Origin of the sequence: Marinobacter sp. M5B, from assembly GCF_042604615.1 — a bacterium.
In the GTDB taxonomy this organism is placed as follows: Bacteria; Pseudomonadota; Gammaproteobacteria; order Pseudomonadales; family Oleiphilaceae; genus Marinobacter; species Marinobacter salarius.
Genome location: NZ_CP156894.1, coordinates 4289433 through 4311668, shown reverse-complemented (window position 1 = coordinate 4311668; position 22236 = coordinate 4289433). Strand labels below are relative to the sequence as shown.

The following is a 22236-nucleotide window of genomic DNA, read 5'->3' as shown; positions in this document are numbered from 1 at the left end:
TCTCCGGAATAGTCTGAACTCGGACTCAGAGTATAACAGCCATTGGACGGGCGAGCGCCAGTCCTGAAGGGATCAGGTGTGACGTCTGTATCTAATCTACTGCTGTCCGGTTTCCTCCAGATTCAGGCCACTGTCGTTTAACAGGTCCAGATCGGTATCGCCGGTGCCTGGCAGGTCCAGTCCAGGGTCTTCGATGCCTGGCAGGTCCAGTTCTGGCTCGTCTTGGATGATCTCGCCAGGCAGTTCGATGCCGAGCGCGTCACGAGACTCCCGTGACTGTTCGGAGAGAGTGCTCTCGATATCCAGCATGTCTTCCCGGGTATCGGAAGCGAAGTCGCCGGAATCCGTCTGCATATCACCGAACCCGTTTGCGCCGGCGGGCGCGTCCACGGACTCCGGAAGCTCAAGTTGTTGCACAAAGGAATCGTCCAGCTCCTGATCGTCCGCGACCATTCTCATGGTCACATCAAGATCGTCCTGAGCCCAGGACAGAGCCGGTGTAGCAAGCAGAAGGCCGAGCATGGCCGGAGCAAGCCAGCGCATATGGATATGTCTTTTCATGATGAAGGCTCCGTGTTTCCTGGAATGGCGGTGCTGAACGTTTTGCGCCGGGTTCCATCGTCCAGGTGCGCAACCAGTTTGCCGGAACCAGGGAACAGTACGTTGATGGGCAACGCCAGTACGTTATCGCCTTGCTTGAGATCCACCGTCCAGCTGATGGTCTGGCGCCCCGGGAAGGGTGCCAGTTCTGCGTTGGGCGGCAGTTCCAGGGTCAGGGTGACGTTGTCCATCGCCTTGCGGGAATTGAACGCCAGCCTGACGGTTTTCAGTTCCGCTCCACTTTCGGGTTCAGCAACGGTTTCTGTTGCTGTCTGCCCGGTAGCATCTGCATCTGCGATGTCTTCGGGCAATCCCGTATCTGCCGGGCCGACCTGCATACCGATGAAGATACCGAGTGCCAGCACGGCGGCAATTGATGAAGCCCAGAGTGACGTTTTGCGTAACGTGGAATTCCGAGGTGTCTCGCCAGCGAGTGCCATTGCACGAACGCGGGATTCGAAATCGTCGTCGGGCTCTGGAACGGTCTGGGCCATGATGCCTTTTTGCAGGCGTTGTTCATCCTCCCAAAGTTCTGAGCAACTGGCACACGTCGATGCGTGAGCTTGGAGGGCTTCCTGTTCATGCAGCGGAAGATCGCCGCGAACCAGGCTGTCGACCTCCTGATGGAACTGACGACACGTCATGGCATTCACCTCTTCACCCTTCACGTTGTTGCTTTTCGAAAGGTTCCATTTGTTTTTTCAACCGTTCCCGCATAAACGCTCTGCTGCGATGCAGGCGTGATTTTATCGTACCGACAGGCACATCCAGAACCGTTGCAATGTCCTCCTGGCGCCAGCCATCCGCGTCGTGAAGCAGTAACAGGGTTCGTTGGTCTGGTGGCAGGGTATTCAGTAACCGCTTGACGGTTTCGCCAATGCGCGTTTGGTCGATACCGGCGGACGCATCCGGGCTTGCCTCGCCGAGGGATTCTATGAAGGCGGTCTGGCTCTCCGCAGCGACCAGTGTACTGACGCTGATTTCTCTTTGGCTGGATTGTTTTCGGGTGAGGTCAACAAAGTGCCGGTACAACACACGGTTGAGCCATGGCTGGGGTTGCTGCACGTTTTCCAGTTCGTCCAGCCGGGGGTACATCTTGACCACGACATCCTGCACCAGATCCTCTGCGTCCTGTTTCTGGCCAGTCAGGCGGTAGGCGAAAATATACATGCCTTTCATGTAAGGCAGAATCAGCCGGTCAAATCGCTTTGACGACGACGAACGAAATGGGAGCAAAGCCAATCTGATTCCCTCGGTCTGTGGTTGGCACGGTTTGGCGGGTGCCCCGTCCTCAGGCCATTCTTGTAGGTGTTCGGATGTCAGATTCTGAACATACCATCATTATTGCCTTTTGTTCGAGACAAATTTCTCGCTACAAGAACCAGTTAGCCCTTCCTTTTGCGATTTCTCGTCTATTCGGGAAAATTTTTTTGGAACCACCGCAATTAGACTTCCGTGTTAGGCCGAAAGACACAGGACGAGTCTCGAACTACAAAAAAACGTACAGAGGTAAACAAGTATGTTCATGCGCCAAACGCGACTGATGTCGATGGTCATTTTGTCGGTCAGCCTGACGGGTTGTTTTGAAAGCAGCAGCCAGACTACAAAGAATGCGGACCCAGACTACGACATTACCAATCCGGCCGTGGAGCGGGGAACTCACCCATTATTTGACCCGTTGACCACCCAATTCCCGATTCCAAGCGATTCCCTTTTCTATCTCAGTGAGGTTGACGACGGCACCATGCTGAACGGCAGCGATCCTGCCAACCCAGTGACCACGGGCATTGGATTTCTCGATGGAAATTCAGTACTGGCACCCATTGATATCAAGATCAGTGGCAGCCTGGACAGCCAGCAGACCCTTGATGCACGTGACTTTATCTCCGTGGAGGGCGAGGTTGTCCCCAATCCGGATCAGAATGTGTTCCTGATTCCCCTGGAATATGCCGGTGGCGATAGCCTCCGTCAAACCTCCGGAGAGGTCGCCGGAATTTCATCGGCGATTCAGTACCGGCGGGCACTGGCACTTGAGGAAAGCGGTAATACCGCCGAAGCGGATGCGATTTTCGATGCCTTGGTTGAGGACAGACTTCGGGTTGAGCTGCTGGATATCGATGGTGGCCAGAACAATATGATCCGGATTCTGCCGGTCAAGCCACTGGCTGAGAAAACCCGGTACGCCCTGGCCATCACCGACGACATTGTAGACACCAACGGCGACCCGCTCGTTGGCGCTCCGACCTACCAGTCGGTGGCGGACCCGGAAGCGGTGCTTTCCAATGTTGCGTTCGAGCCATTCCGCGAGGCGTTGTTACCTGCCCGCCGACTCGCTTCCGACTATTTTGAGTTCAAGCAGGCGTTTTCCATCGCTGGATTCCCAAAGACGTTCGATGACGTTGTGTTTTCCACAACGATCACCACAACGGCGGTAGACGACGTGCTGCTGGCAAATACAGCCCCGGTGACGTTCTTCCGCAACAGCCTGGGTATTGCTGCCCGACAGGAAGGGCTCCAGCAGTTGATCTCCGGATTCTACAACCTGACTCAACAGCCGCTGGAGGGGGCCGCGACGGCGGAACAGCAGAACATCAACGATGAAATCCATGCAACGCTGACGGACACAGATTTCCGCCTCTACGACGCCGAGCTCGCCGGCCTGCTCAGTGATGCCCGGGACGCTGGCATGGTCGTTCAATATCAGGACCTTGTCAGCAATGATCAGGCGGACCGCAGGGTCGCCTATGCTTTGCAGGCCGCAACAGCGATGGCCGTCGATACTGTCGCCGACAACGAGGGTGAAGCGCAGGCGCTTGCAACCGCCGCTGACAACCTTATTGATGCCCCGAAGCCGCGAACAGTAAGAATGTTCAACCAGCGCGACGGTGGTGAGATAAATCCGGCGTTGGCTCAGGAAGTTCAGGGCACTCCTCTTAATATCCATGTCTATGAGGGCGAGATTACCCTGCCGTATTTTCAGGGCGTGCCGGAGGCGACGGATGGTTCAGCTGTACGCTCGGCCAGTTGGCTCCCGGCGGACTTCAGCGCCGAGGAGTCACTCGATCAGGCGCCCTCGGATCGCGTGACCTACCGCTTCCCGTTTGCTGAAAAGTCCAGTGAAACAACGGTTCCCATTGTGGTTGCCGCGCCCGACACCAACCAGGCCTTGATTGCCCCGCAGACCCCGGCAAATGGTTTTCCGGTGATCATCTATCAGCATGCCGTGACCACCGACCGTTCGGCGATCCTCCCTCTGGCGACAGCCGCTGGGTTGTCCTGCGCAGACCCTGGCAATACCTTTGACTGCTTCGTCACCATCGGTATCGATCAGCCGCTGCACGGTATTTTCGGAGAGGGCGTGGTTGGTCTTAATCCCATCACCACTCAGGATGGTGCTTCGGCGGACGCCGTCGAGCGTCACTTTGGCTTCGCCGCTGACGCGGATCTTAATCCGGTACCGGCGGGTGAACTGCAGGAGCCCGAATCGGGAAGTCTGTACCTGAATTTCACTAACTACGCCAACACCCGTGACAACATGCGCCAGGGCACCCTCGACCTGCTTAACGTGAACGCCTCGTTGCAGGCGATCGAGGACGCCATCAACGCGTGTCAGGCCGCCGGCGATTGTGCCCAGGGCCTGAGCATTGATCCGAGCCGGGTCTATTTCATGAGCCATTCGCTCAGTGGTATGGGTGGCGCGGCCTTCCCACCGGTTAACAATGCAGCGAGTGCTGCGGGCAACTCCAATCTCAGCCCGGTTCTGGCCTCGAATCTGCTGAACACCGGCGGTCAGTTCACACGTCTGTTCGAAAACTCGCAGTCACTGGCACCACAGCTTCTTCCCGTGCTGGACGCCGCCTCTGACGGCGTGCTGGCGCAGGGACGTACGGAACTCAACATCTACTTCAATGTGTTCCAGTCGCAGCTGGATTCGGCAGACCCTGTCGCCTATGCCGGCTTTTATCAGAACACCAACACGTTGCTGACTGAAATCGTTGGTGTTGATGATGACCCTGAGCGCCCAACTGACGACACGATTCCCAATGCCGCGGATGATCAGCTTTACGCCATGGGGCCCCTTGAAACCACGGTTCCGGAAACCGGATTTGTGATCAGTAGTGAGCGCGCACCTCTGGCGGGTACGGATCCCCTGGCTGCGGGTATGGGCGCTGAGTCAACGCCGCTGGCAAGTGGCCTCCCAGCTATAACCCGCTATCTGGAAGGGTCACATGGCAACCCCGTGTCTGCCGGTCAGAAAGCGGCGGATGCCTTTTCTTCACGTGCGGTTTTCGACGAGATGATCGCGCAGATGCTGGAGCTGTTCAGTGATGGCACCGTTTCTGTCAGCAACCCCTGTGTCGTAAAGGATGCCGATACCTCAGGTACGGACTGCTCCGCCGAGGGCAACACCGATCCAGGCAGTGAGCCGGACGGCGGCGGAGATGGTGGGGGTGATGGTGGCCTGATTGGTGGCGGCCTGATCTAGAAACCCAACGGCCAGACAACCAGCGCTTCGGAGATCCCGGAGCGCCCGTTCCCGATAAACACGTGTATGTCGATGGCGATTCTCTCCATCAATGGGGAAGCTTTGCCTGAAAAACTGGAGCTACAGACCAATGACAACAAAAAACCGAGACCGTAAACGCCTGGCGCTGGCTATCGGCGCAATCGTATCCACAGCCCCGGCGATGGCATTCGATTTCGACATCTACGAGATCGACGCCTCGCTCTCAACGACCCTGACGGCAGGGATTGCCTATCGGTTGGAAAATCAGGACAAAGATCTGATCTCCCAGGGCAACCTGGGCCCGGAATTCGCATTCAGTAACACGGGCGCCTCGTCCAACAACTTCGACGACGGCAACCTGAACTTTGAAAAGAACGAGCCGTATTCCCAGATCCTGCGTGGCCGTAGTGAACTGTTCCTGGACTACACCCCCGACAGTGACACGCTGACACGGGTCGGGGCGCTGGTGCGAGGCACTTATTATTACGACCACGAACTGAAGGATAACCGTCGCGCCAAGGACCCGGTCGGCCAGCGACGTGAATTGAATGATGAGGCCAAAGATAACGCCTCCGGTGTGGATCTTCTCGACGCCTACGTGTTTACGGACTGGTACTTCGGAGATACGCCGGTGTCGATCCGTTACGGCCGTCAGGTGGTGAACTGGGGGGAAAGCACGTTCATCCTGGGCGGTATCAACGCGGTTAATCCGATCGATGTTCCCGCGTTTCGTGCTCCCGGCGCGGAGCTGAAAGACGTATTGTTACCAGTGGAGATGTTGTATACGTCGGTTGGCCTGACGCCTGAAATCACCATGGAGGCGTTTGTTCAGACCGACTGGGAAAGCTTCAGGATTGACGATTGTGGCACCTATTTTTCCTCCGCCGACGTGGCGGCCGATGGCTGTGGCCCGGTATTACTGGCGGGCCAGGTGCCGGACTCCCAGGCGCTGGAAGAGGGATTCGTGTCTCCGCGCCTGGGCGATCGCGAGCCCGGGGACAAGGATCAGTTCGGTGCCGCGTTGCGTTGGTATCTGACCGACCTGGGGGCCGAGCTGGGGTTCTACTACACCCGTTATCACAGCCGTCTTCCGTACATCAGTGGTGTGGTCAACAACCCCTCGGACCCATCGGCAAACCAGAAAAGCGACCCCAACCTGCCCAACTCCAGGTTTCCCAGCTATTTCATCGAGTATCCGGAAGACATTGATCTCTATGGCATCAGTATCAACACCACCCTGCCAACGGGCACTTCGCTGGGGGCGGAATACAGCTTCCGGCCAAACCTTCCCATCCAGTGGAACACGTTTGAGCTGATCTACGGAGGCTTGCAACAGCGTGGTCCGGATGGACAGGTAGTGAGCAAGCTGGAGCAACGCCAGCGTGAGAAGGATCCCAATTTCAACTATGCCGGTAAGGCTGTTGATGGCTACGACCGTTACAACGTTTCCCAGGCCCAGGCCACATTCATTCACTTCATTGACCGGGTAATGGGCGCCGCCCGTTTCATCATTGTTGGTGAGGTTGGTGCCACCTATATCCACGATCTGCCCAGCACCTCGGAAGCCCGCTACGGGCGATCGGGCATCTACGGTGTGGGGCCGGTGCCGCTGGAGGGTGACAACTTTACCGGTGACTACTGCAGCCAGGGCACAGACAGTGACCCGCGTTTGAACATCAACCCCAGCAACTGTGGAGGTGGTGGGTTTACCACGTCCTTCTCCTGGGGCTATCGCACGCTGTTTGTCTGGGACTATCCGGATGCCGTCGCTGGCGTCAACTTGCGCCCCCGGCTCTTTTTCTCTCACGACGTGAAGGGCTACGCACCAGATCCTGGTGGCAACTTCCAGGAAGGCAACAAGTCACTGGGCCTGGCCGTCGAAGCCACCTATCAAAACGCCTACAAAGCCAATCTGAGCTACACCAACTATTTCGGGGGTGATTACAACGTCATCAATGACCGGGATTTCGTGTCGGCCTCAGTGTCCTATTCATTTTGAACCATTGTCTGAAAACCGAGGAGTAATCCATGATTAACCGAAAAAACCTGCTTTACAGTGCATTAGCGTGCTCGATGCTGTATTCCGCATCAGCCGGCGCAGCAGTGTCGGCCCAGGAGGCCGCCAAACTGGGAGATACGCTCACGCCGATGGGCGCCGAGAAGTCCGGTAATGGCGATGAAATTCCTGCCTGGGACGGGGGGCTGCTTCAGGCACCGGGTGCCTACCAGGGCGACGGCCGATACGTGGATCCGTTTCCCAATGACAAAGAGCTGTTTCGTATTGACCAGAGCAACGTTGACCAGTACGCGGACAACCTGACGCCCGGCCAGATTGCGATGATCAGGACGTACGACGACTATTTTATGCCGGTCTACCAGACCCGGAGAACGGCGACCTATCCTGCCGACGTGCTGGAGAAAACCAAAGCCAATGCCACCGAAGTGGAGTTGGTGGAAAGCGGGAACGGTCTCAAGAACTACAAAACAGCGACCCCGTTTCCGATCCCCCAAAATGGCCTTGAGGTGATTTTCAACCATATCACCCGCTACCGCGGCGGTTCCTTTACCCGCAATGTGGCACAGGTAACACCACAGCCAAACGGCGATTTCAGCCCGGTCAGGTTCACCGAATCGTTTACCGAGCGGGTGGCGCTGGAGGATTTCGATCCAAGCGAAGATCCCAACGTGATGTTCTATTTCAAGCAGGCCATCACCGCTCCGTCTCGCCTCGCCGGTAACGTACTGCTGGTGCATGAGACCATCAACCAGGTTAAGGAGCCCCGCCGCGCATGGTTGTACAACTCCGGGCAGCGTCGTGTTCGCCGTGCTCCCAATGTGGCCTACGATGGGCCGGGTACCGCCGCAGATGGTCAGCGCACGTCTGACAACCTGGACCTCTACAATGGCGCGCCAGACCGTTACAACTGGGAACTCAAGGGCAAGAAAGAGCTGTACATTCCGTACAATTCCTATCGCCTGACCGACGAGAGCCTGAGCTATGACGACATCATAAAGCCCGGCCATGTCGACCAGGGCCTCACGCGTTATGAGCTGCACCGGGTATGGCATGTAACAGCGACACTCAAGGATGGTGAGCGGCATGTCTACGGCAAACGGGACTTCTACATTGATGAGGATACCTGGCAGATTGCAGCGGTGGATCACTACGACGGCCGTGGCAACCTGTGGCGTGTTGCCGAAGCGCACGCGATGCAGATATACGATGCCAACATTCCGGCCTATGCCTTTGAAACCCTGTATGACCTGTTGTCAGGGCGCTATCTGGTGATGGGGCTGACCAACGAGGAAGACGAGCCTTACCAGTATGGTACCGAGCGTCGCTCCCGTGAATACACGCCGGCTGCGTTACGCCGGGACGGCGTGCGTTAATCGTTAATGGCGGACCGATAACCCTGCCTGGCCTGGCAGGGTTATCCCCGACGGGGGACCACATCAAAGATCCCTGCCCGGTAAAGTTCCTTATAGCTATTCCCGAATCACTCTGTTAGTGTGCCCAGCATCCTGCCTCTAGGGATTTCCGCAATTCAAGGCTTCAAGCCCGTGCGAACCATCCATACGACCTGTCAGAGGACGTCACCCCGTTAACGGTGTGTGGCCGTAGTCGTCTTTTATTCCATGAATCTTCATGGCATCTGCCCGCATTCGCCGAGATCGGTGTTCGTGGAGGCAGACTAATCAAGAGTTGATCCACTATGAGTTTTTCTTCACTCGGTTTGTCCGAGCAACTGGTCCGTGCCACTGCCGACCAGGGTTACGAAACCCCATCACCCATCCAGGCCAAGGCCATCCCCGCCGTTTTATCCGGCAGGGATGTGATGGCGGCTGCCCAGACGGGTACCGGTAAAACCGCAGGGTTCACCCTGCCATTGCTGCAGCGCCTGGCGGAAAACCCCCGCACTGGCAAAGGCCCGCGTGTACTGATCCTGGCGCCTACCCGCGAGCTGGCGGCCCAGGTACATGACAGTGTGGCCCTTTACAGCCGATACATGCCGACCAAGTCCGCCGTGGTGTTTGGTGGCGTAAAAATCAATCCGCAGATGATGAAGCTGCGTAAGGGCCTGGACGTGCTGGTGGCCACACCCGGCCGTCTGATGGACCTGTATCAGCAGAATGCAGTTCGCTTCAACGAAGTGGAAATCCTGGTGCTGGACGAAGCCGACCGCATGCTGGACATGGGCTTTATCCGTGACATCCGCAAGATTCTTGCGCTGTTGCCCGCCAAGCGCCAGAACCTGTTGTTCTCCGCCACCTTCTCCAATGAAATCCGCACCCTGGCCGAAGGCCTTCTGGATAACCCGGTGCAGGTGGAAGTGGCAGCCCGAAACACCGCTGCGGAAAGCATCAAGCAGTCGGTCTATCCGGTTGATCAGAGCCAGAAAACCGCCTTGCTGAGCAAGCTCGTGCGAGACAATGGCTGGGAGCAGGTGCTGGTGTTCACCCGTACCAAACACGGTGCCAACCGCCTGACCCAGAAGCTGGAGCGTGACGGTATTACCGCTGCTGCGATCCATGGCAACAAGTCACAGGGTGCTCGTACCCGCGCCCTGGCTGATTTCAAACAGGGTGAAGTGCGTGTACTGGTCGCAACCGACATCGCAGCCCGTGGCCTGGACATCAAACAGCTGCCCCAGGTGGTGAACTTCGAATTGCCGAACGTGCCGGAAGACTACGTTCACCGCATTGGCCGTACTGGTCGTGCCGGTGAAAGCGGCCATGCACTGTCGCTGGTCAGCGCCGATGAGGGCAAGATGCTTGCCGGGATTGAGAGGCTGATCAAGAAGCAGTTGCCGCGCAAATCTGTTGAGGGCTTCGAGCCCCAGAACAACCTGCCATTGAAGCCAAAAGCCAAGGCAGACCCCAGCCGGGCCCGTGGTCGCGGCGGTAACGGTGGTGGCAATGGTAAGCCCGGCGGAAATGGCCGTAGTTTTGGCGGCAAGCCGGGTGGTCGCAGTGGCGGCCGTAGCCAGAATGGCAACGGTGGTCAGGCAAGGCGCTCACCCCAGCGCGAAAACGCGTAGTCCTGCCTACTCCACAGAAAACGGGGCCCCAGGGCCCCGTTTTGGGTATTGGCTCAGGCTGACTTTTTGCCGTCCGGTGTCTTTTCCTCGAGGCCGGTGTCGGCGCCTTCCGGCACAAACACATCACGTACGGTCAGCGGCTTGCCGTCGGCATCCTGAACTTCAACCGGTAAAATGGCACGCCCGGTTTCGCGGTCCCTCAGGTCCAGCGGTGTTTGATCTGGCGCCGGATTCCATTTGTCGCCCCACTGGCGAAGGGCGATCACAATCGGAAACAGGTCCCGGCCTTTTTCGGTCAGTCGGTACTCGAATCGTGAGCCGTGTTCGCCCACATCCACCTTCTTCAATACCTCGTTGTCCACCAGCCTCGCTAACCGGTCGCAGAGAATGTTGCGGGCAATACCCAGCTCTTGCTGGAAGTCCACAAAGCGGCGGGTGCCATACATTGCGTGCAGCACTACCAGCAGGGACCACCAGTCACCCACCTCGTCAAGGGCGCGGGCGACGGAGCAATTGGAGTCATCAAAACGTTTTCTGGCCATGTTTCGGAGTGTACCTAATAGGGTTGCATTTTAAAACCAGATTCAATATGGTTGCTTAAAGAAACCAGATTAGTAAGGTTGCGATCTACCATGAGCATGAATCTTGGCCCTTTGTTTGAACCCTTTGAACTCCACAACCTGACCCTGCGCAATCGCGTGGCGATGGCTCCGATGACCCGCAATTTCTCGCCGGGCAACGCCCCGAGCCAGGATGTGGTGGACTATTACCGCCGCCGCGCTGAAGGCGGTGTTGGTTTGCTGATTACCGAAGGCACTACAGTGAATCATCCTGGCGCCAACGGTTATCCGAATGTGCCGTTCTTTCATGGCGACACAGCCCTCGCCGGCTGGAAAGATGTGGTTGATGCGGTCCACGAGGCTGGCGGGGCCATTTTCCCGCAGTTGTGGCACGTGGGTGCCGTACGCAAGGAAGGCACCGAGCCGGACCCATCCGTACCCGGTTACAGCCCTTCCGGCCTGTTTTCACCGGGCAAACCCAACGGCAAGGCGATGAGCAAGGACGACATTGACGACGTCATCACGGCGTTTGCGGACGGTGCTCAGGATGCGAAGGCGTTGGGCTTTGACGGTGTGGAGATTCACGGCGCCCACGGTTATTTGCTGGATCAGTTCCTGTGGGAAGGCACCAACCAGCGTGATGATGAATACGGCGGCAGCATGGAGAACCGTCTGCGCTTCGTGGTTGAGATCGTTGAAGCGGTCCGCCATCGGGTAGGCCCGGACTTCCCCATCATGCTGCGTTTCTCCCAATGGAAACAGCAGGATTACGAAGCGAAGCTGGTGAACACACCCGAGGAACTGGAGCAGTTTCTGAAACCGTTGGTGGATGCCGGTGTGGATATCTTCCACGCCTCCACGCGCCGCTTCTGGGAGCCCGAATTCGAAGGCTCTGACCTGAACCTGGCAGGCTGGACCCAGAAACTGTCTGGCAAGCCGACCATGTCCGTTGGCAGTGTGGGCCTGACGGAGGACTTCATCAGCGGTACTTTCGCCAGTAAGAAGGAAGCGGTGGAGCAGTCCGGCATCGACGAACTGGTTGAGCGCATGAACAACAGCGAGTTCGAATTGATCGCCGTTGGCCGCGCATTGCTGCAGGACCCCGAGTGGCTGGTGAAAGTGAAGGACGGCCGTATTGGCGAGGTCGAGCCGTTCGCGAAAAAGTCGCTGGCAAAGCTCTACTGATCAGACAAGGCGTTGACAACAGGCCCCGGCGAGACACCGGGGCTTTTTTGTGTCTGTCCGGGCTGTAATTTAACCTGTTGCCGAAACCCGTATGATTAATGCTCTTGTTTTCAACTAAAGGGATACACCATGAAGTCTGTAACTTCTCTTTCAGCCATTGTCCTGCTTGCGTTGACTCTGGTTATGGCCGGCTGCGCCACGGTCGGCCAGGACTTTGCCACCCATAACGTTGACCAGATCGAGATCGGCGATACCACCCGCGCCGATATCCAGGAGATGTTTGGTGAGCCCTGGCGCACCGGTATCGAGGACGGCAAGCGCACCTGGACCTACGGCAAGTATCGCTGGTCTGCTTTCGGTGACGCCGAGACAACGGACCTGGTGGTGCGATTCAACGAAGATGGCACAGTGTCTTCCTACGTCTACAACACCACCAAGTAACGATCAGATTTCCGGAGGCTGGTGAATGGATGACCAGGGTGATCCGGCGGATATCGAACAGTTACTGGACCGTATAGAAGCAGGGGCCGCTGGTCGTTCTCACGTTTCCATCGGTGAAATGATGGATGCAGTCGGGCGCCGGACCTTTGGGCCGCTGGTGCTTCTGGTTGGCCTTATTCTGGTGACGCCCCTCAGTGGCGTGCCGGGAATGCCGACCCTGTTGGGCCTGCTCACACTGCTGACGTTGGGGCAGGTTCTGTTGGGTCGGACCCAGTTCTGGCTGCCCAGCTTGTTGCTCCGGCGTCAGGTTCCCCGCCAGAAGCTTGTACAGGGGCTCCATTTACTGCGCCCGGCCGCACGGCGGATCGACCGCCTGATACGCCCAAGATTCACTTTCCTCGTCAAGGGTCCTGGCCTCTACGCCATGGCGCTTGCGTGCATGGTGATTGCGATCGTGATGCCGGCGACGGAGCTCGTGCCATTCAGTGCCAGTATTGCTGGCGTGGCGCTGATGACATTCGGCCTTGCGATGATTTCGAAAGATGGTCTCCTTGCCGTGCTTGCCTGGGGTGTTTCGCTGGCGGGGCCGGTGATGTTGGTGCGAACCATCGGCAGCTGAATAAGGCCAGATTACGTAAAGTCGGGGGTTATGAACTAAATTGTCAGTAGAAGAACGCCTCATTCACAGGCGAAAGAGGAGAAACACCATGATACGTTTATTCTATCTGGTATCTTCGATTGACAGTGCAAAAGAAATCTCCGACGACCTTCACGAGCACGACGTCACTGACTGGCGCTTCCACATTGTCAGCAAGGACGAGGCCGGCCTCTACACTCACCAGTTACACACCGCGTCCATCCTGGACCGAACGGATCTGCCCAGGTACGTGGAGCGCGGCGCCATAGCCGGCTTTGTGCTGGCGCTGGCCTTCCTTGTACCGTTGGCCTTGCTGGAAGTTCTGAACATGCCGGCGGCGGCCTGGATAGCCCTGTTTATCTTTGTGGTGGTAGCGGGCGCCTGGATTGGTGGCTTTGGTGGTATCCAGAGTGAAAACTACCGTATCGAGCCGTTCCATCATGATATTGAGGCAGGGAAGTACTTGATCATGGTGGATGCCCCGAAGGACCACATTCCCAAGGTCAAGGAACTGATGGCGAAGAACCACCCCGAGGCCAAGTTGCAGGGCAAGGATTCCAGCATTAACAATCCGTTTGCCGGCCGGCGTCGGCATAAGATCAAACAGGCCTGATGCGAGGCACTGTTCAAAACGGAATGGCTTCATGACAAAGAACGGTGTCATTCTCACCGGCGGTGGCGCGCGGGCGGCGTATCAGGTCGGCGTGCTTCGCGCTATCGCTGACATGTATCCGGACTGGAACCACCCGTTCAATGTCATTATCGGTACCTCGGCCGGGGCGATCAATGCCATGGCCCTTGCCGGTAACCGGGGGCTGTTTCGCCACAGTATTGATCATCTCGATAAAGTCTGGTCGGAACTGACTATGGACCGGGTATTCCGGGCGGATACCTTTAGCCTGATGCGCAGCTTCAGCGCCATCGCCCGCAAGATGATCAGTCGCCCCATTGAAAGCGGGCCGGTTTCCTTTCTGGATAATTCGCCACTGCGGGAATTGCTGGAGCGGGAGATCGACCTGCAGAGCATTCGGCAAACCATTCAGGAGGGCCACATCGACGCTGTGGGCCTGAATGCCTGCGGTTACGCGACTGGCCAGAATGTGTGTTTCTTTGAAGGGGCTGAAGGGCTGCAAGGCTGGTCGGTCGGACAGCGTGGCGGCACCCGCACAGAGCTGGCAGTGGACCACATCATGGCGTCTGCGGCTATTCCCACTCTGTTTGCGCCGGTGAAGATCAACCGCGAGTACTTTGGTGATGGCGTGACCCGCCAGATGGCCCACATCAGTCCGGCATTGCGACTGGGTGCGCGCAAGGTGCTGGTGATCGGGGTTAGTGCCAACGCGATGTGCCCGTCCAGGCGCCCGGAAAAGCCCGGTATGCCAACGCTGACCCAGGTACTGGCCCACGTGTTCAACGGCATGTTCCTGGATACGCTGGATTACGACATCGATCGCTCACGGCTGATCAACCAGTTGCTGGAACTGATCCCAGAGAAGAAACTGAAGGAGTCCGGGCTGGACCTGAACCCGGTGGATATTCTGGAAATTTCCCCTTCCGAGCCCATCAACGAAATCGCCATGAAATACATTGACGCCATGCCGCTGGTGTTGCGACGGTTGACCGGTGCTTCGGACAACGCGCCTTTTTCCAGCGCCAATCTCGCCAGCTTCCTGCTGTTCGACAAACGCTTCTGTCGCGATTTGATTGAGCTGGGCTACCGGGACGGCCAGAGCCAGTCCCGGCAGATTGAGCGGTTTTTTGAGAAGGAATCCGGGGCTGAAGAATCAGCCCCTTAACCCACCAACCAGCTTGTCGATGCTTTCCTTGGCATCGCCAAACAGCATGCGGGTGTTGTCTTTGAAGAACAGCGGGTTTTCCACGCCTGAATAACCCGTGGCCATGCCCCGCTTGAGGACAACCACCTGGCGCGCTTTCCACACCTCAAGCACCGGCATACCGGCAATCGGGCTGCCCGGGTCTTCTGCGGCGGCCGGGTTTACGGTGTCGTTGGCACCGATAACCAGCACCACATCGGTGCTTGGGAAATCGTCGTTGATTTCGTCCATTTCCAGCACGATGTCATAGGGCACATGGGCCTCGGCGAGCAACACGTTCATGTGTCCGGGCAGGCGACCCGCCACAGGGTGAATGCCGAAACGCACGTTGACGCCACGGTCCCGCAGGATTTTCGTCATTTCGCTGACGCCGTTCTGGGCCTGCGCCACAGCCATTCCGTAACCCGGCACGATAATCACTGAATCGGCATTGCGCAGTTCCTCGCACACATCATCCGCGGAGGACTCATAGACAGACTGGTCAGTATCGGCCGCGCTTGAGCTGCTGCTGGTCTGGCCGAAGCCGCCCAGGATGACGCTGATAAACGACCGGTTCATAGCCTTGCACATGATGTAGCTGAGGATGGCACCGCTGCTGCCTACCAGGGCACCCACCACAATCAGCAGGTCATTACCCAGCATGAACCCGATAGAGGCCGCCGCCCAACCGGAGTAGCTGTTGAGCATGGACACCACCACCGGCATGTCGGCACCACCGATGGCCATGATCAGGTGAATGCCGAGCACCGAGGCGATGACCGTCATGATGACAAGGGAAATCAGCCCCAGCGCCATGCTGTCGGTACCGAGGAACCAGGCACCCAGCAATACGCAGGCAATGATGGCCACCAGGTTCATCAGGTGTCGGCCCGGCAGGGTCAGGGCTTTGCTGTCGATGCGGCCATCCAGTTTGCCGCAGGCCACCAGCGACCCGGTGAAGGTCACGGCGCCGATAAAGATACCGACAAACACTTCCACCAGCTTGATGGTGTGTTCGGCACCCGTGGTGGCTACCAGGGGCTCGATATAGCCTGAGAAACCGACCAATACCGCCGCCAGGCCCACAAAACTGTGCAGCAAGGCAACCAGTTGCGGCATCTGGGTCATTTCCACCTTGTTGGCGATGGGGATACCAATACCGGCGCCCAGCAGCACCGCAATCACGATCGCGATAACACCACCGTCCACGCTGGCCAGGGTGGCGCCAACAGCGATGATGATGCCGGCGACACCATAAAGGTTCCCGCGCCGGGCGGATTCCTGATGGCTAAGGCCACCCAGGCTGAGGATAAAACAGATACTTGCGACCACGTAGGCCACGCTCACCAATCCTGTGCTCATATCGGGCGCCTCCTACTTGCGAAACATTTTGAGCATGCGATGGGTGACCCGGAAGCCGCCCCCCACGTTGATGCTGGCAATCAGCACCGCGAAAAAGGCCATGATGCCAACGGCCAGATTCTCCGCCTGGGCCAGGTGGAGAATGGCACCGATCACAATGATGCCACTGATGGCGTTGGTCACGCTCATCAGAGGCGTATGCAGGGACGGTGTCACGTTCCAGATAACCTGCCAGCCGATAAAGCAGGACAGGACAAACACCGTGAAGTGCTGCAGGAAGCTTTCCGGCGCATGGGCACCAACCCCGTAGAGCGCCAGGGCCGTGACCAGCAGCAGCGCGCCCTTGCCAAACTGGCTGCGGCGTTTGGCGTCTTGCCTCGCGGCCTCCTTGTCGGCAGCCGTGGGTTCTTCAGTGCCGGGCGCCGGCTTGGGGCTGACCGGCGCTTCCGGTTGAGGTGGTGGCCAGGTAACGTCGTTCTCCCGCACCACCGTCAGGCCACGGATCACATCGTCTTCCATGTTGACCTGGGGCTGGCCGTCTTTCTCTGGTGTCAGTTCAGTGATCAGGTGTGCCAGGTTAGTGGCATAGAGATCGCTGGCCACCTTGGCCATACGGCTGGGCAGATCGGTGTAGCCAATCAGCGTTACGCCATGATGGTGAGCGACCTTGCCGGGCTCCGTCAGCTCGCAGTTGCCCCCGCGTTCCGACGCCAGATCGACAATCACACTGCCGGGTTTCATGGATTTCACCATATCGGCGGTGATCAGCTTGGGCGCAGGCTTGCCGGGAATCAGGGCAGTGGTGATGATGATATCCACCTCTTCGGCCTGTTCCGCGAACAGCGCCATCTCCGCCTTGATGAACTCGTCGCTCATCTGCTTGGCGTAGCCGCCGCCACCGCTGCCGTCCTCGTCGTCGAAATCCAGCACCAGGAACTCGGCGCCCATGCTTTCAACCTGTTCTTTTACTTCCAGACGGGTATCAAACGCCCGCACAATGGCGCCCATGCTGTTCGCGGCGCCGATCGCGGCAAGGCCTGCGACGCCGGCCCCGATTACCATGATTTTCGCCGGTGGTACCTTGCCAGCCGCCGTCACCTGGCCGGTAAAGAACCGCCCGAAGTTATTGGCCGCCTCAATCACCGCGCGGTAGCCGGCAATATTGGCCATGGCGCTCAAGGCGTCCATCTTCTGGGCACGACTGATACGGGGCAGGCTATCGATGGCGAAGGAAGTAATCTTTTTGGCCGCCAACTTCTCCAGCAGCTCGGGATTCTGCGCTGGCCACAGGTAGCTGACCAGGAACGCCCCTTCCTTCATCAGATCCACTTCGTGTTTCTTGAGCGAAGGGTTTTTCATCGGCGCGCGGACCTTGAGGATAAAATCCGCGTCCTGCCAAAGCGATTTGGTGTCCGCCGCAATGGTAGCGCCCACTTTTTCGTAGGCGTCGTCCGTGTAATTCGCGGCCTCACCCGCACCGGCTTCGACCATCACCTCATAGCCAAGGCCTATCAGCTTATGCACCGAGGGCGGCGTTGCCGCTACCCGTCGTTCATCCTCGAAAATCTCCCTGGGGATACCGATCTTCATTGTAAGTACGTCCTCCGGAATGACCGATTCACTGAAAATCTCGGTTTTTACTTATAGGTAGACGCTAACAGATTTACAAAGGTTTTCCTAAAAACGAACAAAGCGAAAAAACGGAAAGGTAAAACGAAAAAAATAATAAGCCCGTTAGAGGTCCTTCTCTAACAGTGCCTGTACCTCACTTTCGGCCAGCCCATCCAGCATTGCCCCCCGAAACTGCCGGTTGATAAAACGCTCGGTTTCATGCTGGATCATTACCCGCTGCGCCGGTTTCTCGATGTAATCCAATGCCCTGAAAAGGATATAGCGAATGGTCATGCGGGAGATCTCATGAATCGTCTCCGTCGGCACAGCACTGACCAGCCGCCGCTCGATAATATCCTCCGCCATCTCGCGCGCGCTGGCATCCAACTGCGCCTCAAGCGCCCTGCGCAACAAAGCCGACGGCCCGTGAAGCTCCCGCACCGCCACGGTCGTCGCTGCCGGGTTGGCCAGGAAGTAGTGGTAAACAAACGTCACCGTATCGTGGGACGCCTGCTCCGACGACTCCGCCATCCGCCGCAACTCCCGCACGCCGGCTTTCATGTCTTCGGCAATGTACCCAAGTACCTGCAGACCGAACTCGTCCAGATTCTTGAAGTGCCGATAAAAAGTATTGGGATTCAGTCCGGCCTCACGGGCCAGTTCCCGGAGACCGAGAGATGTCAGGCTGCGGCTCTGGGTAATCAACCTGAGCGCCGCCTGAATCAGCTTCAGTTTTCCACCGGTAATCATGTTCATTGAGCATGCACCTAAAGTATGCGGACGAGTTGGGGGAGGGGATTCCCGAAACTGTGCGGAGCCATGGATGGCGGAGCTCAAGCCGCACATGGATGTCTTGAGGCGTGTTTCGGGAATCCCCTCCCCCAACTTGTCCTTCTCCAAAGTTTGGTATGAGGGACAGTTGCTTATCAAACGAGGCCAAACGGTCAAATTCTGTAGATCAAAAGTATACAGCTGTCTACTTCGTTGGGTATACATGTGTCTACCGCCAATCATCATGGCGAAACAGACAACAACAGGCAAGGCCAAAAGGCCAGCGAACAACGAGGTGGAAAACATGAGTCAGACAGTAAAAATCGCCATCATCGGTACCGGATTCTCCGGCCTGGGCATGGGCATCAAACTCAAAGAAGCCGGATACGACAACTTCGTCATCCTCGAACAAAGCGACGACGTCGGCGGCACCTGGCACGAAAACCACTACCCCGGCTGTGCCTGCGACGTCCAATCCGCCCTCTACTCCTTCTCGTTCGAACAAAACCCCAATTGGACCCGCATGTTCGCCCAGCAGAAAGAAATCCAGGCCTACCTGCGAAGCTGCGCCGAAAAATACGACCTCATGAAACACGTGCGCCTGAACACCCACGTGGCGGGTGCCCGCTTTGACGAGAAAACCCAAAGCTGGACCGTCGAAACCTGCGACAGCCCCAAGCTCTGGGCCTACATGCAGGACAAGGGCCTGAACCCCGGCGACAAACTCAACCGCAAAGACAAGGGCCTGCCCAAATTCAGCACCTTCAAGGCGGATGTTGTGGTTTCCGGCATGGGCGGCCTTAGCACCCCGGCATACCCCAACATCAAAGGCATCGACACCTTCACCGGCAAAAGCTTCCACTCCCAGGACTGGGACCATGACTACGACTTCAAGGGCAAGCGCGTAGCGGTGATTGGCACCGGCGCCTCAGCCATTCAGTTCGTACCGGAAGTGGCCAAAGACGCAGCTCACCTCGACCTCTACCAGCGAACTCCACCGTGGATCGTGCCCAAGCCGGACCGGGAGATCCGCCCGCTGGAACGGATGATGTTCCGCAAGTTCCCGCAGACCCTGAATGCCTTTCGCCAGAGCATCTACTGGATGCTGGAAGCACGGGTGCTGGGGTTTGTAGGCAACCCACGAATCCTCAAAATCGGCGAACTACAGGCACGCCGCCATATCCGCAACCAGATCAAGGACAAGGAATTGCGCAGGAAAGTCACCCCGGATTTCCACTTCGGCTGCAAGCGGGTGCTCATCTCAAACAACTATTACCCGGCCCTGGCCCAGGATAACGTCGAGGTGCTGACCGACGGCATCCGCGAAGTGCGTGGCAATATGATCGTGGATAACAACGGCCATGAGAGGGAAGTGGACTGCATCATTTATGGCACCGGCTTCAAGGCCCAGGACCCGATACCCACAGGCATGGTACATGGCCGTGGCGGCCAGGACCTGCTGGATGCATGGAAAGGCGGTGCCGAAGCCTACAAGGGTAGCGCCATTGCCGGCTTCCCCAACTTCTTCATGCTCATGGGCCCCAATACCGGCCTCGGCCACAGCTCCATGGTCTATATGATCGAAAGCCAGATCCAGTATGTGCTGGATGCCCTGAAGAAAATGGACAAGCACGGCTGGAAGAGCGTGGAAGTGAAGGAAGACGCCCAAAGCCAATACAACGCCTCTATTCACGCCAAGCTCGGCGACTCCGTGTGGCAGACCGGCTGCAAGAGCTGGTATGTAAACGAGAACGGCAAGAACACCACGCTGTGGCCGGGCTTCACCTGGCAATTCCGCCAGCAGACGAAGCGGTTTGACGCGGGGCAGTATGTGTGTGAGCCAGAGGCTGTTGAAGCGGGCGAGGCTGTTGTGACTTGATCGCTGGCCCCAATGGGGCCATGGTTTGGTAATGGGAGCAAATGGAGCACGCACCATGACCAAACCAACCCTTCCTGACCTATCCCGAATTCAGGCAGCAGAGCAGCGCATTCGACCGAAGCTGGGCGAAACACCGCTCCTGACTGTGCCTGACCTGAACGCCGCAATCGGCCAGCCACTGGGTCTGAAATGCGAGAGTCTTCAGCGCACCGGCAGCTTCAAGGCCCGGGGTGCCCTGAACTGGCTGCTGACCGCCAGTGCTGACGAACTCAAGTCCGGCCTGGTGACGGTTTCCGCCGGGAATCATGCAATCGGCCTGGCCTGGGCGGCGGCCATGCAGGATGTTCCGCTCACGGTGGTGATGCCGGAAGGTTCCAGCCCGTTGAAGATTCACCGCACCCGGGCGCTGGGTGCCGAGGTTATTGTGCACGGTAATATTCAGCAAGCGGTGGCCCGGTGCCACGAATTACGGGACAACAGCGGGTTAACATTGGTCCACCCTTATAACGACGTTCGAATTATGGCCGGGCAAGGCACCGTTGGTCTGGAATTGCTGCGCCAGCAGCCGGATGTGGATCGGATACTGTGCCCCATCGGAGGCGGCGGTTTGATTTCCGGGCTGGGGCTGGCCATTAAGGCACAAAAGCCGGAGGTGGAACTGATCGGCGTGGAGCCGGAAGGCGCGGCCACCATGTTCAACGCCTGGCATAAGCAGGATGCCAGCGCCAGCCTCGACTCGGTGGATACCTGGGCCGCCAGCCTGGCACCGGCAGTGGTCGGTGACTGCACCTATGCCGCGTCCCGTCAGGTGGTGGACCAGATCGTGACGGTTACCGAGTCGGCTATCCGGGAAGCCACACGTCGCCTGCTGACTGAAGCCAGGCTCTATGTAGAGCCTGGTGCCAGTGTCGGGCTGGCGGCGTTATTGGAAAACCAGGTTGCGCCTGATCCGGACAGGGCCACGGTTCTGATTATTACTGGTGGTAACCTGGACCCGGAGCAGGTTAGTCAGTGCCTGAATAGGCTGGCTTAGCTGACCAGCGTTCCGCCATCCACCGCCAGGCACTGTCCGGTAATGTGTCGTCCGGCTTCAGACGCCAGCAATATCGCAGCACCTTTCAGGTCTTCTTCGCCACCAAAGCGCTTCAGCGGAATGCGCTCAAGCATTTTGTCGCCTTGTGCATCCAACAGTCCCTGAGACATCTTGGACGGGAAGAAGCCTGGACAAAGCGCGTTCACATTGATGTTGTAATGACCCCATTCGGACGCCAGTGCGCGGGTGAAGTTCACCATGGCGCCTTTGCTGGTGTTGTAAGCGATGGTTTGCATACCTTCCGGGTTGCCGGATAGCCCCGCAATGGAGGCAATGTTGATGACCTTGCCGGTTTTGCGCGGGATCATGCAGCGCTTGCCGACGGTCTGGGTGAGGAAGAAGCTGGCGTTCACATTCAGGTTCATTACCTTCATCCAGCCTTCGGGCGGATAGTCTTCTGCCGGGGCGCCCCAGGTGGCACCGGCGTTGTTCACCAGAATGTCGATGTCGCCGAGCTGCTTGACCACCTGATCCACGACCTTGGGAATACCTTCCAGATCGCCCAGGTCTGCGGCGATGGTCACGACCGTCACGCCCTGGCTTTCCAGGCGTTCTTTGGCCGCATCCAGCTCGTGCTGTTTGCGGGCGCTGATGGCGATTTTCGCGCCCAGTTCACCCAGCGCCTCGGCCATTTGCAGGCCCAGGCCACGGGAGCCGCCGGTGATGAAGGCGACTTTTCCGGACAGGTCCAGTAGCTGCTTTACGCTCATAAAATCGTCCTTTTGTGAGTCCGGTGG

19 protein-coding genes are annotated in these 22236 nt (G+C 57.9%); 11 read left to right on the top strand and 8 right to left on the bottom strand.

The features are described from left to right. Nucleotides 1-96 precede the first annotated feature (96 nt). Genes AAGD24_RS19595 through AAGD24_RS19585 form a run of 3 tightly spaced genes read right to left on the bottom strand, consistent with a single transcriptional unit; the run spans nt 97 to nt 1836 of the window. Nucleotides 97-561 carry a hypothetical protein gene (locus AAGD24_RS19595; protein ID WP_127401967.1) on the bottom strand — a complete coding sequence of 155 codons (465 nt, stop codon included), beginning with the start codon at nt 559-561 and terminating at the stop codon, nt 97-99. Continuing rightward, on the bottom strand, nt 558-1244 hold the full coding sequence (locus AAGD24_RS19590; RefSeq protein WP_127401966.1) for an anti-sigma factor: 687 nt from the start codon (nt 1242-1244) through the stop codon (nt 558-560). The genes AAGD24_RS19595 and AAGD24_RS19590 overlap by 4 nt, the downstream gene beginning before the upstream one ends. 13 nt (nt 1245-1257) lie before the next feature. After that, nucleotides 1258-1836 carry an RNA polymerase sigma factor gene (locus AAGD24_RS19585; protein ID WP_075194718.1) on the bottom strand — a complete coding sequence of 193 codons (579 nt, stop codon included), beginning with the start codon at nt 1834-1836 and terminating at the stop codon, nt 1258-1260. Nucleotides 1837-2119: 283 nt separating this feature from the next. Between AAGD24_RS19585 and AAGD24_RS19580 the strand changes: the two genes are divergently transcribed. From AAGD24_RS19580 to AAGD24_RS19565, 4 genes are all read left to right on the top strand, one after another. Then, on the top strand, nt 2120-5086 hold the full coding sequence (locus AAGD24_RS19580) for a hypothetical protein (RefSeq protein WP_379866089.1): 2967 nt from the start codon (nt 2120-2122) through the stop codon (nt 5084-5086). A gap of 130 nt (nt 5087-5216) precedes the next feature. Then, nucleotides 5217-7106, top strand: coding sequence for a DUF1302 domain-containing protein (locus AAGD24_RS19575; RefSeq protein WP_379866087.1), 1890 nt, complete (start codon nt 5217-5219; stop codon nt 7104-7106). 29 nt (nt 7107-7135) lie between these two features. Then, the gene (locus AAGD24_RS19570; RefSeq protein WP_127401963.1) at nt 7136-8497 is read left to right on the top strand and encodes a DUF1329 domain-containing protein; all 1362 of its coding nucleotides are present in this window, start codon (nt 7136-7138) and stop codon (nt 8495-8497) included. A 323-nt stretch (nt 8498-8820) separates the two neighbouring features. Further along, nucleotides 8821-10146, top strand: coding sequence for a DEAD/DEAH box helicase (locus AAGD24_RS19565; protein ID WP_036211594.1), 1326 nt, complete (start codon nt 8821-8823; stop codon nt 10144-10146). Nucleotides 10147-10199: 53 nt separating this feature from the next. Here AAGD24_RS19565 and AAGD24_RS19560 read toward each other — a convergent pair whose 3' ends face one another. Then, a complete protein-coding gene (locus tag AAGD24_RS19560; protein WP_127401962.1) occupies nt 10200-10688 on the bottom strand; it encodes a helix-turn-helix domain-containing protein in 489 nt (162 codons plus the stop codon). 90 nt (nt 10689-10778) lie between these two features. Between AAGD24_RS19560 and AAGD24_RS19555 the strand changes: the two genes are divergently transcribed. The 5 genes from AAGD24_RS19555 to AAGD24_RS19535 all read left to right on the top strand — a co-directional run bounded on the left by AAGD24_RS19555 (nt 10779) and on the right by AAGD24_RS19535 (nt 14765). Then, nucleotides 10779-11891 (top strand): NADH:flavin oxidoreductase, encoded by a 1113-nt coding sequence (locus AAGD24_RS19555; RefSeq protein ID WP_041332930.1) that lies wholly within the window; start codon nt 10779-10781, stop codon nt 11889-11891. 129 nt (nt 11892-12020) lie between these two features. Further along, nucleotides 12021-12332: an outer membrane protein assembly factor BamE gene (gene bamE / locus AAGD24_RS19550; RefSeq protein ID WP_041332932.1), complete on the top strand. Its 312-nt coding sequence runs from the start codon at nt 12021-12023 to the stop codon at nt 12330-12332. A 25-nt stretch (nt 12333-12357) separates the two neighbouring features. After that, nucleotides 12358-12951, top strand: coding sequence for an exopolysaccharide biosynthesis protein (locus AAGD24_RS19545; protein WP_075194639.1), 594 nt, complete (start codon nt 12358-12360; stop codon nt 12949-12951). Nucleotides 12952-13039: 88 nt separating this feature from the next. Further along, entirely contained in the window at nt 13040-13582 is a 543-nt protein-coding gene (locus tag AAGD24_RS19540; RefSeq protein ID WP_075194640.1) for a hypothetical protein, read from the top strand. A gap of 31 nt (nt 13583-13613) precedes the next feature. Further along, nucleotides 13614-14765 (top strand): patatin-like phospholipase family protein, encoded by a 1152-nt coding sequence (locus AAGD24_RS19535; protein ID WP_036211581.1) that lies wholly within the window; start codon nt 13614-13616, stop codon nt 14763-14765. On the opposite strand, the gene pntB is transcribed toward AAGD24_RS19535, so the two are convergent. The 3 genes from pntB to AAGD24_RS19520 form a co-directional block, all read right to left on the bottom strand. Continuing rightward, the gene (gene pntB / locus AAGD24_RS19530; RefSeq protein WP_075194641.1) at nt 14754-16145 is read right to left on the bottom strand and encodes a Re/Si-specific NAD(P)(+) transhydrogenase subunit beta; all 1392 of its coding nucleotides are present in this window, start codon (nt 16143-16145) and stop codon (nt 14754-14756) included. The two genes, AAGD24_RS19535 and pntB, sit on opposite strands and share 12 nt — an antisense overlap. Before the next feature lie 12 nt (nt 16146-16157). Further along, nucleotides 16158-17735 (bottom strand): Re/Si-specific NAD(P)(+) transhydrogenase subunit alpha, encoded by a 1578-nt coding sequence (locus AAGD24_RS19525; protein WP_379866083.1) that lies wholly within the window; start codon nt 17733-17735, stop codon nt 16158-16160. A 144-nt stretch (nt 17736-17879) separates the two neighbouring features. Continuing rightward, nucleotides 17880-18512: a TetR family transcriptional regulator gene (locus AAGD24_RS19520; protein WP_379866082.1), complete on the bottom strand. Its 633-nt coding sequence runs from the start codon at nt 18510-18512 to the stop codon at nt 17880-17882. Nucleotides 18513-18831: 319 nt separating this feature from the next. On the opposite strand from AAGD24_RS19520, the gene AAGD24_RS19515 reads away from it, so the two are divergent. Both AAGD24_RS19515 and AAGD24_RS19510 read left to right on the top strand, forming a co-directional pair. Continuing rightward, on the top strand, nt 18832-20406 hold the full coding sequence (locus AAGD24_RS19515) for a flavin-containing monooxygenase (RefSeq protein ID WP_379866080.1): 1575 nt from the start codon (nt 18832-18834) through the stop codon (nt 20404-20406). A 55-nt stretch (nt 20407-20461) separates the two neighbouring features. Next, nucleotides 20462-21439 (top strand): threonine/serine dehydratase, encoded by a 978-nt coding sequence (locus AAGD24_RS19510; RefSeq protein ID WP_379866078.1) that lies wholly within the window; start codon nt 20462-20464, stop codon nt 21437-21439. Here the strand turns inward: AAGD24_RS19510 and AAGD24_RS19505 are convergent. Then, entirely contained in the window at nt 21436-22209 is a 774-nt protein-coding gene (locus tag AAGD24_RS19505; protein WP_379866077.1) for an SDR family oxidoreductase, read from the bottom strand. The two genes, AAGD24_RS19510 and AAGD24_RS19505, sit on opposite strands and share 4 nt — an antisense overlap. Between the last annotated feature and the right edge of the window lie 27 nt (nt 22210-22236).